This window comes from Streptomyces sp. NPDC057249 (genome assembly GCF_042669245.1).
Taxonomy (GTDB): domain Bacteria; phylum Actinomycetota; class Actinomycetes; order Streptomycetales; family Streptomycetaceae; genus Streptomyces.
Map to the genome: position 1 here is coordinate 45317 of NZ_JBHUXS010000021.1, position 12762 is coordinate 58078.

At 71.0% G+C, this 12762-nt stretch carries 14 protein-coding genes; 4 read left to right on the top strand and 10 right to left on the bottom strand.

Annotated elements, in window-relative coordinates; genetic code table 11:
• Positions 1 to 436: 436 nt before the first annotated feature.
• Positions 437 to 940, bottom strand: coding sequence for a DUF4265 domain-containing protein (locus tag ACFUJY_RS30045; RefSeq protein ID WP_383305504.1), 504 nt, complete (start codon positions 938 to 940; stop codon positions 437 to 439).
• A 17-nt stretch (positions 941 to 957) separates the two neighbouring features.
• Positions 958 to 1515, bottom strand: a complete 558-nt coding sequence (locus ACFUJY_RS30050) for a GNAT family N-acetyltransferase (protein WP_383305505.1) — start codon at positions 1513 to 1515, stop codon at positions 958 to 960.
• A gap of 80 nt (positions 1516 to 1595) precedes the next feature.
• On the opposite strand from ACFUJY_RS30050, the gene ACFUJY_RS30055 reads away from it, so the two are divergent.
• Positions 1596 to 2483 (top strand): MFS transporter, encoded by an 888-nt coding sequence (locus tag ACFUJY_RS30055; RefSeq protein WP_383305507.1) that lies wholly within the window; start codon positions 1596 to 1598, stop codon positions 2481 to 2483.
• Here the strand turns inward: ACFUJY_RS30055 and ACFUJY_RS30060 are convergent.
• Positions 2480 to 3316, bottom strand: a complete 837-nt coding sequence (locus ACFUJY_RS30060; RefSeq protein ID WP_383305509.1) for a helix-turn-helix domain-containing protein — start codon at positions 3314 to 3316, stop codon at positions 2480 to 2482. The two genes, ACFUJY_RS30055 and ACFUJY_RS30060, sit on opposite strands and share 4 nt — an antisense overlap.
• 107 nt (positions 3317 to 3423) lie before the next feature.
• On the opposite strand from ACFUJY_RS30060, the gene ACFUJY_RS30065 reads away from it, so the two are divergent.
• Positions 3424 to 3795 carry a cupin domain-containing protein gene (locus ACFUJY_RS30065; protein WP_383305511.1) on the top strand — a complete coding sequence of 124 codons (372 nt, stop codon included), beginning with the start codon at positions 3424 to 3426 and terminating at the stop codon, positions 3793 to 3795.
• Between the two features lie 53 nt (positions 3796 to 3848).
• Here ACFUJY_RS30065 and ACFUJY_RS30070 read toward each other — a convergent pair whose 3' ends face one another.
• Positions 3849 to 4439, bottom strand: a complete 591-nt coding sequence (locus ACFUJY_RS30070) for a helix-turn-helix domain-containing protein (RefSeq protein WP_383305513.1) — start codon at positions 4437 to 4439, stop codon at positions 3849 to 3851.
• Between the two features lie 479 nt (positions 4440 to 4918).
• Here ACFUJY_RS30070 and ACFUJY_RS30075 point away from each other — a divergent pair, with 479 nt between their 5' ends.
• On the top strand, positions 4919 to 5566 hold the full coding sequence (locus ACFUJY_RS30075) for an FMN-binding negative transcriptional regulator (protein ID WP_383305514.1): 648 nt from the start codon (positions 4919 to 4921) through the stop codon (positions 5564 to 5566).
• Between the two features lie 29 nt (positions 5567 to 5595).
• Positions 5596 to 6303 carry a B3/4 domain-containing protein gene (locus ACFUJY_RS30080; RefSeq protein ID WP_383305515.1) on the top strand — a complete coding sequence of 236 codons (708 nt, stop codon included), beginning with the start codon at positions 5596 to 5598 and terminating at the stop codon, positions 6301 to 6303.
• A 134-nt stretch (positions 6304 to 6437) separates the two neighbouring features.
• Here the strand turns inward: ACFUJY_RS30080 and ACFUJY_RS30085 are convergent, their stop codons facing one another.
• From ACFUJY_RS30085 to ACFUJY_RS30110, 6 genes are all read right to left on the bottom strand, one after another.
• The gene (locus ACFUJY_RS30085; protein WP_383305517.1) at positions 6438 to 7250 is read right to left on the bottom strand and encodes a DUF6193 family natural product biosynthesis protein; all 813 of its coding nucleotides are present in this window, start codon (positions 7248 to 7250) and stop codon (positions 6438 to 6440) included.
• A 136-nt stretch (positions 7251 to 7386) separates the two neighbouring features.
• The gene (locus ACFUJY_RS30090; protein WP_383305519.1) at positions 7387 to 8019 is read right to left on the bottom strand and encodes a DUF2461 family protein; all 633 of its coding nucleotides are present in this window, start codon (positions 8017 to 8019) and stop codon (positions 7387 to 7389) included.
• Between the two features lie 203 nt (positions 8020 to 8222).
• Positions 8223 to 9464: a phosphopentomutase gene (locus ACFUJY_RS30095; RefSeq protein ID WP_383305521.1), complete on the bottom strand. Its 1242-nt coding sequence runs from the start codon at positions 9462 to 9464 to the stop codon at positions 8223 to 8225.
• An 11-nt stretch (positions 9465 to 9475) separates the two neighbouring features.
• A complete protein-coding gene (locus ACFUJY_RS30100) occupies positions 9476 to 10642 on the bottom strand; it encodes an alanine racemase (protein ID WP_383305523.1) in 1167 nt (388 codons plus the stop codon).
• A gap of 2 nt (positions 10643 to 10644) precedes the next feature.
• Positions 10645 to 11760: an aminotransferase class V-fold PLP-dependent enzyme gene (locus ACFUJY_RS30105; RefSeq protein WP_383305525.1), complete on the bottom strand. Its 1116-nt coding sequence runs from the start codon at positions 11758 to 11760 to the stop codon at positions 10645 to 10647.
• A gap of 2 nt (positions 11761 to 11762) precedes the next feature.
• Positions 11763 to 12716 carry a phosphotriesterase gene (locus ACFUJY_RS30110; RefSeq protein WP_383305527.1) on the bottom strand — a complete coding sequence of 318 codons (954 nt, stop codon included), beginning with the start codon at positions 12714 to 12716 and terminating at the stop codon, positions 11763 to 11765.
• Positions 12717 to 12762 lie beyond the last annotated feature (46 nt).

Sequence of the window (12762 nt, forward strand, 5' to 3'; positions counted from 1 at the left end):
GGGCGCGGAGGGGCTACTGGAAGACGGCAGGCGCGTTTGCCCTAGCCGGCCAGTTCGGCGACGACCCAGGTCAATCCGGTGAGATCGAGGCGTATGTGGAACGTCTCGCCCCGATGTCTTCGTCAGCCAAGGAAGAGCGCCACCAGTAAGCCGTACCAGTAAGCCGCAGGCGGGTGCTCTCTTCGCCGCTCGCTACCCGGCGGGGCACCGCGTGAGGCGGCGGCTCCGTACAGGGAGGTGGCTGCTCATCCAGGTCTTGCCGCCGCTGACGGGCCGCTGCGCTGACCAGAGCCTGGACACGATGACGCACCCGCCCCGGACGGGGCCGCCGACCGGGGCGTAATCGGCGGCTGTCATGGCAGCGCGGGTTGCCCGTCCCCTCGCGCACGCGCCATCGGCGTCCGTCCTCCTGGCGGGGTCGTTCTCGCCGGGGGCACTACGCATTGCGCCATGCCTCGGTGACACAGCTGACCTCGAAGTACCACCACCCCTCCTCCTGGCCGCGAGCCAGCAGCGCCTTGATTCCACCGAGGTCCGCATCGGCAGGCACCGTGACGGCGACCAACGGGAACTCCTCGCTGAAGACCTCACCGCCCAGGCCGAACGGCGCCAGCCGCTCGTGCACGGCTCGGGCGCTTCTGCCTAGTGGGCCGGAGGGAACGGGCAGGACCCGGACCGTGCAGTTGCCTGATGCCTCCACTCGTTCCTGGGACCAGTGGAGTCCGTCGGCGTCCGTCACGAAACGTACGATCTCGCCCTCAGCCACGCCGTCCTGCAAGAAGGGGGCGTTCTCCACCTTGGCGGTGTCTTCGCTCAGGCGAGTTGCCCAGAGCCCTTCCGTGTCCTGGGGGAGCCAGCCCTCGCGCGGCACAAACCTGTACCACACCTTGATCCGATCGCTCTCAGTAGCGCTGGGCTCGTAAGAAGTCAGAAGGCTCACGACCGATGATCTCGCACTCACTCCGTCCCCATCGAACGGGAGACTGGGCCGCACTCTGCTCCGCGCCGTAGGGGCTTCTCGAAGAGGGTGAACGACTTGGGCGTACCGCCCGGCTGAGACTTGCCCTCCTTGCGTCCGACGACGTGATATCCGGCACCGAGGTAGTACGCGTGCAGGGGTGCGTTGTCGGCCAGGCAGTCCAGACGCACCAACGGTCGGCCCGTCTCGGCCACACGGCGCTCCGCCGCTCGCAGAAGGTGGCGCCCCGTCCCCGGCGGGACACTGCGGTGGTTCACCATCAGCCGGTGTACATAGCCGGCTGTTGACGGTTGCGGCCCCCAGGCGTCCTCGTCCTCCCACCACAGTTCCCAGGCGCCGACCAGACGATCGGCGGCCTCCGCGACCCAAACCTCGCCGTTCTCCATGATGCGGCGGAAGTGGTCCACGCCGAGTTCGCCGGGCCGCCACTGACCAGTGACCCCTTGTGCAAGCATCCAGCGGGCAGCGTCGTCGCGCAGACGCACGACAGAGGCAAGGTCGGTGCCGTCGGCCAGACGGAAGCGTAGAGCGTGCACGCCGCGATCTTCGCACGGGTGTGCTGCAACCGCGTGGCCGAGCCCGGACTCCGGGCTCCGCACCCGTAGCCCTAGCTGTATTGATCACGAGCGTTGAGTTCAGATCAGCGAAGCGCGAACGCTTCGACCTGCCGAGCGCGTTGCTGTCGCTCAGTGCTGTCCTCCTGGTCACCTACGGGATCAAGGTATGGGCCCGACACGGGTACGAGCCGCTGCCCGCCCTCGCCGTCAGCGCGGGGGTCGTTCTCTGCGTCGTCTTCGTGCGCCGGCAGAAGCACCTTCCGCATCCGATGATCGACCTCGCCCTGCTCGGCCGGCGCACCTTCGGCGGCCCGATGGTCGCCAATCTCCTCGCGATGTCCGCCATGGTCGGGATGGCCGTCTTCCTCACTCAATATCTGCAGTCCGTCCTCGGCCTGAGCCCGTTCGACGCCGCGCTGTGGAGCCTGGTGCCGGCCGGCGGCGTAGCCGTCATGGCCCCGGCCGGAGCCGCGCTCGCACGCCGCATGGACCGGGCGTACGTCATGGGCGCCGGCTTCATCCTGTCCGCCTGCGGATTCCTCTGGCTGGCCCAGGTGCAGACCGACTCGGCACTCTCGTTCACCCTTGCAGGCGCGTCCGTGTACGCGGGCGGCCTGGTCGCCGCCATGACGCTCGCCAACGAACTCGCCCTCGGCGCGGCCCCGCCGGAGCGCGCGGGGTCGGCCGCGGCCGTGCGCGAAACGCTGGGTGGCGCGACGGCCGCCGCGGCCCAACTGCCGAACGGCAACCGCAGAAGCGGTACTGGCGGCCGCGCGAGGCGCGTTCACGCACGGGATGAGCATCGCGGCCGTCGGCGCGGCCGTCGTCATGGCCGGTGCCGGCCTCTTCTCGTTCGCATGGCTGAGGGGCGCAGGCGCGACGAGGCGCCCGATGGAATCATCCGCCGACCCGCGGTCCGCGACACCTGCCTAGGCTCTCGCTTCTAGCCCACCGCCCCGCCCTTCATGTTCGCTCCGCCGCGTCGGTATCGCGCGGGGGTGGTGCCCACATGGCGTGTGAAGTGTCGGTTCAGATGGGCTTGGTCGTGGAATCCCACGGCTGCGGCGACATCGGCGGGCCGGTGGCCGTCAAGCAGTTGTCGACGCGCTTGCTCTATCCGCTTGCCGGTGAGGTAGGTGTGCGGCGGCAGGCCGTACGACTGCTTGAAGCAACGGATCAAGTGAGTCGGGTGTGCGTGCAGGATCGCGGCGGCCTCGTGCAGGGATACGCCACCGTGGACGCGTGAGTCCAGCAGGTCCCGCAACTCGGCGGCGAGCCGGTTCACCTCACGCCCCGGTGCGCGCGGCTGGAGCGCGTCCAGGTGGAAATGGAGCCGTTCACGGATGAACGCGAGGCGGGACTCGGCTTCGAAACCGTCCCCGGCATGGACGAGGGCGGCGTGCAACTGGTCGATCCGGTGGCGCAGCAGCCCGTCGCTGAAGACGGGGGTGTTCACCGCACGCCCGGCCAAACGCCGCGGGAGCACGGAGTCGTCGAGGTAGAGGTTGCGCTTGCGGAACCCTGACGCCGTGACGGTCCGGCCGTCATGGGGGACGCCGGGAGGCAGCAGGAGGACGCCGGCTGTACCGGTCGCACCATGGCGGCGGCGGTCGAGTGCGAAGTCGACCGAGCCGTGGTCGAGGATCATCAGGTCCCACGTGTCGTGGGTGTGGGCCGGGTACGCGTGATCGGTGAAGTGTGCGTGGAAGACCTCGGTGATCCCGCGAACCGGCGGCTTCCAGGCGCTGATCGACGTGGAGGGGCGGTCTTCGGTCGACATGCCAGAAACGTACAAGACCGGCGGAGCCCGAGCGCGGCAAGGTCGTGACGCCGGCCGGAGGGCCTGAGAGGTCACTCCCGGTTGACCGGCTTCTGAAGGGATGTCGTATGTCGAAGTCCGTTGTTCCAGTGAACCTCGCCGACAAACTGTCGCAGTTCAGCGAGTTGTGGTCGCAGAAGAAGGTGGCCGTGCTCAACGACTACGAGGTCAAGCTGGCCAAACTGAAGGGGGAATTCGTCTGGCACACCCACGAGGACACCGACGAACTGTTCCTGGTCGTCGACGGGCGGCTCACCATTCGGCTCAGGGACGCCGATGTGGTGCTGGAAACTGGGGAGTTGTTCGTGGTTCCCCGCGGAGTCGAGCACTGCCCCGTGGCAGAGGAGGAGACTGCGATCCTGTTGTTCGAACCGGCGGGAACGCTCAACACCGGTGACGCGGGAGGCCCGATGACCAAGGCGGCTGAGACGCTCAGCTGAGATACAAGGCGTGTCGGGGCTGCCGTCTTGGGCCGGAAGAGGGGATCTGTGGCTCAGGAGGGCGGTCCCTGAGCGGGGACGGGCGGGATGTGGACGGTCATGATCAGGTGGCAGGTGCCGGTGCCGGCGCCGCGGTAGCTGTGCGGGACGTCGCCGTCGAACGTGGCGGTCTGTCCGGTTCCGACGGGATGTTCGGCGCCGTCGGCGATGAGGACCATCTGTCCGGCGGTGACGCTGAGGGTTTCCACGACACCGGCTTGGTGGGGGTGGCTGGGGTGCTCTTCGCCGGGCTCCAGTTTCCAGCGCCAGACCTCGACCGGGGCCGGGCCCGAGGTCGTCAGCATGAGCCGTGCTTCGCCGCCCCTCTCCCCGGCCCACAAGGGCATGATCGCGTCGGCGGACACGACCCGGACCCGGCCCTCGGAAGGTGCCTCCATCAGGGCGGACACCGAGACCCCGAGGGTGTCGGCGAGCCGCACGAGGGTGGCGAAGTTGGGGTTGCCCTGCGCCTTCTCCAGGGCGACCAGGGCACCCTTGCTGACCTTGGCCCGGCGGCCGAATTCGTCCAGGGACAGCCCTGCCCGATTGCGGGCCGCGCGGACGTTGTGCGCGAGCGTCCGCAGCGCCGCCTCGGTCTCGGTCATCGCTCTCACCTCTCCCAGCAGGTCGGTCACTGCACTGGCCCGTGCGGTCGTTCGGTTGACGACTCTCGGTCGGTGCGTTGTACGGTGTAGTCGTTCCACTGATGGTAAGGGATGACCACCTTTGTTCCGCTCCGCTGCTGGCCCTGGGCAGTTCTCCGGCCTATGGGCGCGCCGACTTCCTCGGCGGCCCCGGTGCGCGCACGGCCCATGTCCGGCGTGCCGCGCCGATCGCCGCCCCAGCCCCGCTCACCGTCGAGCCGCTGCTGCTTTGGCCCTTCCTCGGTGCCTCCTCGGCCCCGGCGACCCTGGCCGGGGGAGCCGCGTCCGGCGTGGCGCCGCCGTCGCCCCGGTCGCCCGCGGCGTCCTGGCGAGCGCGTCCACCGCGGACGGCTGATCGGCCCGGGCACCGCTGCCGTCGCCGTCAGCCGCTCGCCCTCACTGAACCGCCCGCCCGCACACCGTACGGAAGGACCTCAGCAGTGTTCATCCAGCCCTGGGACACCGCCCTTGACGAGGCCGAGTGGCAGACCTGGATCGCCGACGGCCACGACTTCGGCATCCTCAGCGCCAACGGCCTGCCCGGACACGCGCCGATCGTCGTCCCCACCCACTTCACCGTCGACAGCACCGTCCTGTTGATCCACCTCGCCCGCCCCAACCCCGTCTGGAAGACGATCGAAGCCGACCCGAACGTCACCTTCACCGTCACCGGCGACTACGCCTTCATCCCCGGCCCCTGGCGCGCCAAGCCCGACGTTCCGCCCACCGATGGTGTCCCGACCAGCTACTACGCCGCCGTCCAGTTCATCTGCCAGGCCACCATCGTCGACGAACCCGAGGCGAAGGCCGAGCTGCTGCGCCGCCAGATGGCCCACTTCCAGCCCGACGGCGACCACGCTCCCGTCGACCCCGACCAGCCTCCCTACGGGCGGATGCTGCCCGGCATCCGCGGTCTGCGCCTCGACGTCACCGAGGTCCGCGCGAAGTTCAAGTACGACGACCACAAACCCGTCGAACAGCGCACCGAGACCGCCCGCCGCCTCACCGAACGCGGTACCGCCCTGGACGCATCCACCGCCGCCCAGCAGCTCCGCCGCCTGGGCCGCACAGGCACCTGGAAGCCCTGACCCCCCTAGCAGAACGGAACCGCTCCACGATGACCGCCTTCGGCATCAGCCCCGACGTCGCCGACGCCTTCCCCGACGCCCTCATCGCCATCGTCACCGCCACCGGTCTGAACGGTCGCGTGCCCTGGCCCCGCGCAGCTGCCGCCCTGGAGGGCCTGGAGCAGGAACTCGCCGCCGGCACCTGGGCCCCTGCCGACGAGAGCGACCCCCGCATCGAGTCGTGGCACACCGCCTACCGCTCCTTCGGCACCAACCCCCGCCGTATCCGCCCCAGCGTCGACGCCCTCGGCCGCCGCCTCGCGAAGAGGGGCACCCTGCCCCGCATCAACCCGGCCGTCGACGCCTACAACACCGTCTCCGTCCGCCACGGCCTGCCTGCCGGGGCCTTCGACCTCGACCACGTCACCGGCGACGTCGAGATCCGCTACGCCGACGGCACCGAGACCTTCACCCCGCTCGGCGAACCCGACACCGCAGAGAACCCCAAGTCCGGCGAGATCATCTACGTCGACACCACCGATGTCCTCACCCGCCACTGGAACCACCGGGACGCCCACCGCACCCGCGTCACGGAAACCTCCACCCACGTCGCCTTTGTCATCGAAACGCTGACGGCCGCCCGCGACGGACACCTCCTGATCGCCGCTGCCGAAGAACTGCGCAGCCTCCTCGTTCCCCATGCCGAAGCGACCACGATCCACTACCTCACCCGGCAGCAGCCTCTCTCCGCTGTCTGAGGCAACGCCCACACATCGGGCCCCCGCTTCGGCGGGGTGCTCGCGGCAAGACTGTCCAGTGGGTGCGGGCGCCTCGTCGTCCGGCTCATCGACGTCGTGGCCGACGGCCTCAACAGCTCATGGCCATGGTGCCGTCATGGTGTGACCGGCTGCGGGACAGCATCGTCGGGGAGGTTGTCCACGATCACCGCCGCAGTCGCCGCCGCGCCGTCCACCTCCTGGACCCGGCCGTCAGCGCACGTCACCTCGAAGCGGCCGTTGCCGAGCGGTCTGGTCCGCGGAAGGTCGGAGCAGATGGGCGGCGCGGCCCGTCGGCTGAGAGTGAACCAGTACAGGGACCTTCCCGGTGACAGGGCGCGCAGCCGCGGCTGCTCGAAGGCCGCCTGGACCAGGTCTTGCCACTCGGTGTCCCGCCCGCGTCCGCCACGAGCAGCGGCGGGCCGGCGCATCATCTCCCACCGCGCCGGAACCGCCTCGCCGCACTCGTGGGCTTCGGCCAATTCCCACGTCCTCAGGAAGGGCCACTGCGTGGTGAGCGCCCGGACCGTGGAACCCTCGTGCCACGAGCGCATCGCGCCGGCGACCTCGGAGAGGTCCTGCGTACCGCCGGAAGCCATGTGCACGTTCCGGGCCCAACACTCGACCGAGAAGTGGCGCTCGTCTTTGGCCATCAGAACATTGGCCGAGCGGCTGTCCGTTTCCGACTTCGCCGCCACGTAGCGCCAGCCCGGCGAGGACGTCAGCTCGACCGTCAGGCCAGGGCCCGCACGGTCGATCACGGCCTGGAGAGCGTTCTGCAGAGAGCCTGCCCTTGCCACCTCGGGATAGAGAGCGACGTATGTTCGCAAGGGATGCCCGGGATCAGCCGGCGGCTCGACCGGGAGTTGCGGTCCGTGATCGTCAAAGGGTTCAGGGGCCTCGGCCCCGTGTGAAGCACGCTCGGACACACGGCGAGTATGTCAGAACGGGAGTCGCGGTTGTGGCCCGTGCCCGGGGCAGGATGCGGGCGTTGAGGTCGTACAGCCGGTCACCGCTGGAGCAGACCGCTCGCCGGCGACCTGGAGCTGTCCCTCGTGGATGACGTCAGGCGGTACGGCCGACGTGGCGGGCCAGCCACATCAGCAGGGCGTCCAGGTCGGCTGCGGCCGAGAGGACCCGGTCGACGGTTTCGGAGGTGTGCAGCCATTCCTCGCAGCCGAACGGACGGCAGGCGATCAGCGAACGGTGGCGCAGCAGGGCGGCACGGGGGTGGTCCGCCGGAATGCCGCGCGGGGGTCGTTTCATCATGTCGCCTGAGACGTCATAGCCCTTGCGCTGTACGTCCTTGACGATGGCAGACAGTTCGCGGCCGCTGCCTTCGGAGGCCACTGCGGTGCGGAACGCGTCCACCTGACCGGGGTCGGGATACCACCAGGCACCCTGGAGCCACAGACCGTCCAGGGAGAACCGCAGATTGATCTCGACCTTGCGGCCGAGCCGGATCACCGCACTCTGGTTCTGCCACCACCACGAGTCGGCGCGGTAGTGCCAGACGGAGAAGTCCTCGTACCGGGGATCGGCGTCCGCGACCTCGTTGAGCAGCGCGATCATCGGCTGCCGGACCAGACGCTCACGGTCCGTCCGACAGCGTTCCCGGGTCTCCTTCGTCGGTTCACCCTGGAGCTGCCACAAGACATCCACGGCTTGTTCCGGCCACCCGGTGAACTGTTCGCGCATGCGCGGAGGATAGCCCGTTCCGTCGTTCGCGGCCCACGGGTCACGAACGCATGCACGCCATGGCCGGGGCGCTGGACGACACCGAGGACACGGGGGAAGACCTACGGGCCGCGGAACTTGCCGCAGCGGTCGAGCTGCTACAGGGAGCCCGGAACGCAACCGAGCCCGCCCCATAGCCCTGCGGGTGACGAAGGAGACAGGCCCTACGCGGCCCGTCGGCCCGTCCGCAGCTCCCGGCCGCCGGCCAGGCCCTCCGGGTCCAGCGAGAGCGAAACGGCGGCCGTCGCGCCGACGTCCGCGAGGCTTCCCGCGTCGGGCAGCAGCTCCACACCGTCCGCGCCGGGCCGGTGGATGAGTACCGGAACGTACTCACGGGTGTGGAAGGCGTGCCCGGCCGTCGGGTCGTTGCCGTGGTCGCCGGTCACGATGAGGCGGTCGCCCGGCGCGTCGAGCAGGGCGACGAGCGCGGCCAGGCCCGCGTCCACCTGTTCCAGCAGACGCCCGTAGCGCTCGGTGTCCTGCTGGTGCCCGGCCAGGTCCGTCTCCTGGACGTTGGCCACGACCAGGCCGTCGCCGCAGGCGCGTACCGCTTCGAGGGTGTGCGTGAGAACGTCGGCGGTGTCCACGGCCGGGTGCCGGGCCGCCGTCTCGCAGGCCAGGATGTCGGCGGCCTTCCCCACCAGGGTGACCGGGATGCCGGCCCGGGCGGCCAGATCGGGGAGCTGACGGGCGTGGTCGATCCGCACGCCCAGGTGCTGCACTTCGAGGCCGCCGTTGCGGTAGAAGCCGGTGGCGGGGGTGTCGAGGCCGACCGTGCCCTCCTCTCCCGCCCGGACGAAGCGCTCCAGCGGGCCGTCCGCATGTCCGCCCACCGCGATGACCCGTGCCACGGGAGCGACGGCGCGCACCGTACGGGCCACGGCGAGGATGCCGCGCGGCCCGTCGAAGGGCAGGTCCTCCAGCCGTCCGGAGGCGTTCCAGTTGATGCCCGGGTCGGCCTCCAGGTTGTCGTGGACCAGCACCGAGCCGTCGACGACCAGGACCGGCCCGCCGTCCAGCCGGCCGACCCGGTGACCGGCCGCTTCGAGTGCGGCGGTCACCTCGTCGATGTGGTCGGCGAGCCGGGCGACGGTCACCCGGCTGAAGTCGGCGCCCATCATGGTCTGGTGGCCGGCGAAGGTGTCGGCGCCCGGATAGCCGAGGGCGGCCCGGCCGGCGGCGACGGGCAGATGGGTGCGCCGCGCGAGATCGGGGTGCGGGTGGACGAGGCCGAGGCCGAGCGAGCCCAGCACGGGCAGCCGCACCGGGCGGCCGAACGCCTCCCGGCAGTGGTCCAGCACATGTCCGCAGGTGTCGGCGCTCAGGTCGCCGGGGCGCGCGGTGCCCGCGTCGGGCATGGCGCCGACGCCGAATCCGTCGATCACGACGATGACGGTCTTGGCCATGGGATGCCTCCTCAGCTCAGGGACCGGCCCTGGGCGTCGTACAGACCGTTGAGACGGGGCGTTCCGGATGAGATTCCGGAGACGACGGCGACGGTCGAGCGGGTGACGAAGATCTGGGTGCGGAAGGCGAGCAGCGCGGTGTCGCCGACGCGGACGTCGTGTCCGGGGGCGGGCGCGTCGAGCAGCCGGTAATAGTCGATGTTCTCGGCGGGCGCGTCCCGCACGTTCAGACGCGCCCCGGTGCGCGGCAGCAGGGCGCTCCGGATGTGGGAGCGGGCGTAGAACCCGCCGCCGAAGACGGCGGGGCGCCCGTCGTCCAGGGTGTGGGCGACCTCGGTGACGTACACGTAGGCGGGCGTCTCGGGCTGCGCCGGGTCGAGGGCGTGCAGCGGAGTCGTGCCGGTCAGGGCGTGGCCCGGCTCGCCGTGGGTGGCTCCGAGTTCGGCGAGCAGCGGCAGCGAGGCCATCGACGTGGCGCTGGGGGCGCTCAGCAGCAGCTCCGTGTGGCCGCGGGCGGCGAGTGCGTCGCGGGCCTTGAGGGCGAGGGCGAAGTTCGGTGTGGCGTACGGGGCTCCGGTCGCCGGGTCGCACAGTATGCAGGGGAAGGCGGTGACCCCCGCGATCCGGATGCCGGGAAGCCGTTCGGCGGCATCGGCGAAGGCGTCGAGCCGGTTGAGCGGTACGCCGCCCTCCTGGCCGGGGTAGGTGCTTCCTTCGGCGCCTTCGAGACGGATCAGGATGTCCTGGACGAACCCCAGCCGCCTCGCGGTGTCGGAGACCGCGCGGGCGTTGTCCAGGTCGTAGACGGTGACGGTCTCGGGACGCCACGCCAGCATCTCGGGCAGGGCCCGGCGCGGGATCTGGACGAGGTGGCCGAGGTTGCCGGCCCGGGCACCGGAGGCGTGCAGGGTGCGCGCCTCGGGCGGGTCGATGGCGGCGTACCGGGGGATGTGCCGGGCGACGGCCCGGATCAGTTCCGGGTTGCGTCCGAGCTGTTTGACGACGAACCAGAGGGAGAGGCCCAGCCGTTCGGCCTCGGCGGCCAGCAGTGCGGCGTTGGCCTCGACGGCGTCCAGGTCCATCACATAGGTGTCCGGCGGGATCGCGCCCTCGTCGTGGAGTGCGGCCGCGGCCTCGACGAGCCCGGGATTACGGGTCAGTACGGTGTCGAGAAACACGGTCAGTGGTCCTTCGGGTCGTTCAGCGCGGCCAGTGAGCGGCGGAGGATGTCGATGACGAGGTCCGCGCCCGCCCGCATCGGGTTGATGCGTACGGTCCAGTCGGCCAGTTCGGGGGAGTCGTCCAGGGAGGAACTGGACATCCGGTAGAAGAGCGGTGTGATCTCGTAACGGGAGTTGGAACCGACGGGGTAAGGGGCCGCGCCGAAACGGGCGGCGACGGCGGGCAGTTCCCTGGCGACGGGCCGGTCGAGCCGGACGAGCAGGCACCGGTCCTGCGCGTTGGCGAGCCGGACTTCCGCCACCCCGGGCACCTCCCCCGCGGTCAGCCGCTCGGCGACCTCGGCGCCGACCTGGGACTGCACCGACCACATGAGCGGTACGTGGGTGAGCGCGCGCAGCGCGTCGAGCGCCTGGTGCCCCTGGACCTGGCCGCCGCCGGAGTAGTTGTCGCGGCGGATGTGCTCGACCAGGTCGCGGGCGCCGACGACGATGCCGACGCCCTCCGGGCCGTGCAGCTTGAACAGGGAGAAACAGGAGGCGTCGGCGCCCAGTTCGACCCCGGCGGCCGGGGTGCGCATCACGGCGTAGTTGTCGTCGACGACGGTACGGACGCCGGCGGCCCGGCAGGCGGCGAGGACCGCGCCGGGGTCGTAGGAGTCGGCGAGCCGCTGCCGGGTGTGCTGGACGTAGGCCCAGCGGAACCGGCCGGACTCCAGGGCCCCGCGCAGCTCGTCGGGGTCGTTGAAGTCGGCCTCGACGGTCCGGACGCCGAGGCCGCGCAGCGTGACCTCGGTGGTGCGGTAGACGGGCGCCCGGTGGATGAGGAGGGGGTCGCCCGGCCGGACGGCGGCGGTGAGGGCGGCCCGGATCGCGCCGGTGCCCGCGCCCTGGACGAAGGCGGCGTCCTCGGCACCGAAGAAGTCGGCGAGGACGGCCTCGACACGGGCGGTGGTCGCGGGGCGTCCGAGGCCGGGCACGACCCCGGCGTCGGATGCGAACAGCTGCGGGCCCTCGAAGTGGCGGGCGGTGGCCTCGATGAGCCGGAACTGCCGGGCGACGGCGTCGGCCGGGGCCACCGTCGGCAGCGGGAACGTCCGGGGGAGTACGGGGTGCATGGTCAGCTCTCTTCCACGTTCGCGCCGCTGAGGAAGCGCAGCGGATTGCGGCGGGTCAGCAGGTCGATCAGGTCGTCGTCGACGCCGGCCGCACGGACCTTGGGCAGGAAGCTTCCGAAGAGGTGGCCGTAACCCTGGCCCCCCTCGGAGGTGAGGTAGCCGTGGCGGGAGATGTCGCAGCTGAGCAGGGCCCGGTCGGCGTGTCCTGCCTCCAGGAGTGCGAGCAGGAGCCGCAGCCGGGTCTCGTCGCTCTGGTAGCCGTCCTTGCCGACGGTGTCGAAGGCGACGTACGCGCCGCTCGCGGCCAGCTCCCGGTGCACCGCCGGGTCGTCCAGCAGGTCCTGATGGCCGAGCGAGATCCGGTGCGGGGGCAGCCCTTCGCCGGTGAGCAGTTCCAGCTGGGCGAGGCCGCCCCGGCCGAGCTGGGCGTGGGTGGCGACGGAGAGCCCGGTGGCGAGGGCGGCCCGCGCCGAGGCGCGGAGCACCTTGCTCTCCGGCGGGCTCGGGACGTCCCCGTGGCTGCCGATCTCGCCGAGGACGCCGGGACGGATGCCCGTGTCGCCGATGCCGTGGTCGATCTCGTGGACGAGGGTGGCGGTGAGGTCTTCGACGCCGGCGCGGTCGATCTCGGGGGTGTGGAACGGTTCGTAGTACCAGCCGGTCGCGGCGACGACGGGGACCTGGGCGTCCCGGGAGATCCGGGCCAGGGTGCGTACGTCACGACCCATGCCGCGACAGGTCAGCTCGACGACGAGGGCGAGTCCGTGCTCCTCGCGGAGCGCGGCCAGTTCGGCGGTGACGGCGGCGGTGTGCCGGCCGGCGGCGAGCACGGCGCCGCCGTCACCCCGGTGGTCGAGGTCGAGGACGAGGTGTTCATGGGCCAGGGCGGGGCCGCGTACCGCGGCGGGGGCGATGTCTCCGAGGACGGTACGCAGCGCGGGGGCGGGGCTGTTCATCGTGGGGGGTCCTTCTCGGGTCGGCCTGTGTGCTCCGGGGGAGTGG

Excerpts from the sequence above, each read along its gene's own strand:
- ACFUJY_RS30065 (WP_383305511.1), top strand. The coding sequence starts at position 3,424 with ATGTCGAAGTCCGTTGTTCCAGTGAACCTCGCCGACAAACTGTCGCAG.
- ACFUJY_RS30070 (WP_383305513.1), bottom strand. The coding sequence starts at position 4,439 with ATGACCGAGACCGAGGCGGCGCTGCGGACGCTCGCGCACAACGTCCGC.
- ACFUJY_RS30060 (WP_383305509.1), bottom strand. The coding sequence starts at position 3,316 with ATGTCGACCGAAGACCGCCCCTCCACGTCGATCAGCGCCTGGAAGCCG.
- ACFUJY_RS30080 (WP_383305515.1), top strand. The coding sequence starts at position 5,596 with ATGACCGCCTTCGGCATCAGCCCCGACGTCGCCGACGCCTTCCCCGAC.
- ACFUJY_RS30090 (WP_383305519.1), bottom strand. The coding sequence starts at position 8,019 with ATGCGCGAACAGTTCACCGGGTGGCCGGAACAAGCCGTGGATGTCTTG.
- ACFUJY_RS30110 (WP_383305527.1), bottom strand. The coding sequence starts at position 12,716 with ATGAACAGCCCCGCCCCCGCGCTGCGTACCGTCCTCGGAGACATCGCC.
- ACFUJY_RS30095 (WP_383305521.1), bottom strand. The coding sequence starts at position 9,464 with ATGGCCAAGACCGTCATCGTCGTGATCGACGGATTCGGCGTCGGCGCC.
- ACFUJY_RS30105 (WP_383305525.1), bottom strand. The coding sequence starts at position 11,760 with ATGCACCCCGTACTCCCCCGGACGTTCCCGCTGCCGACGGTGGCCCCG.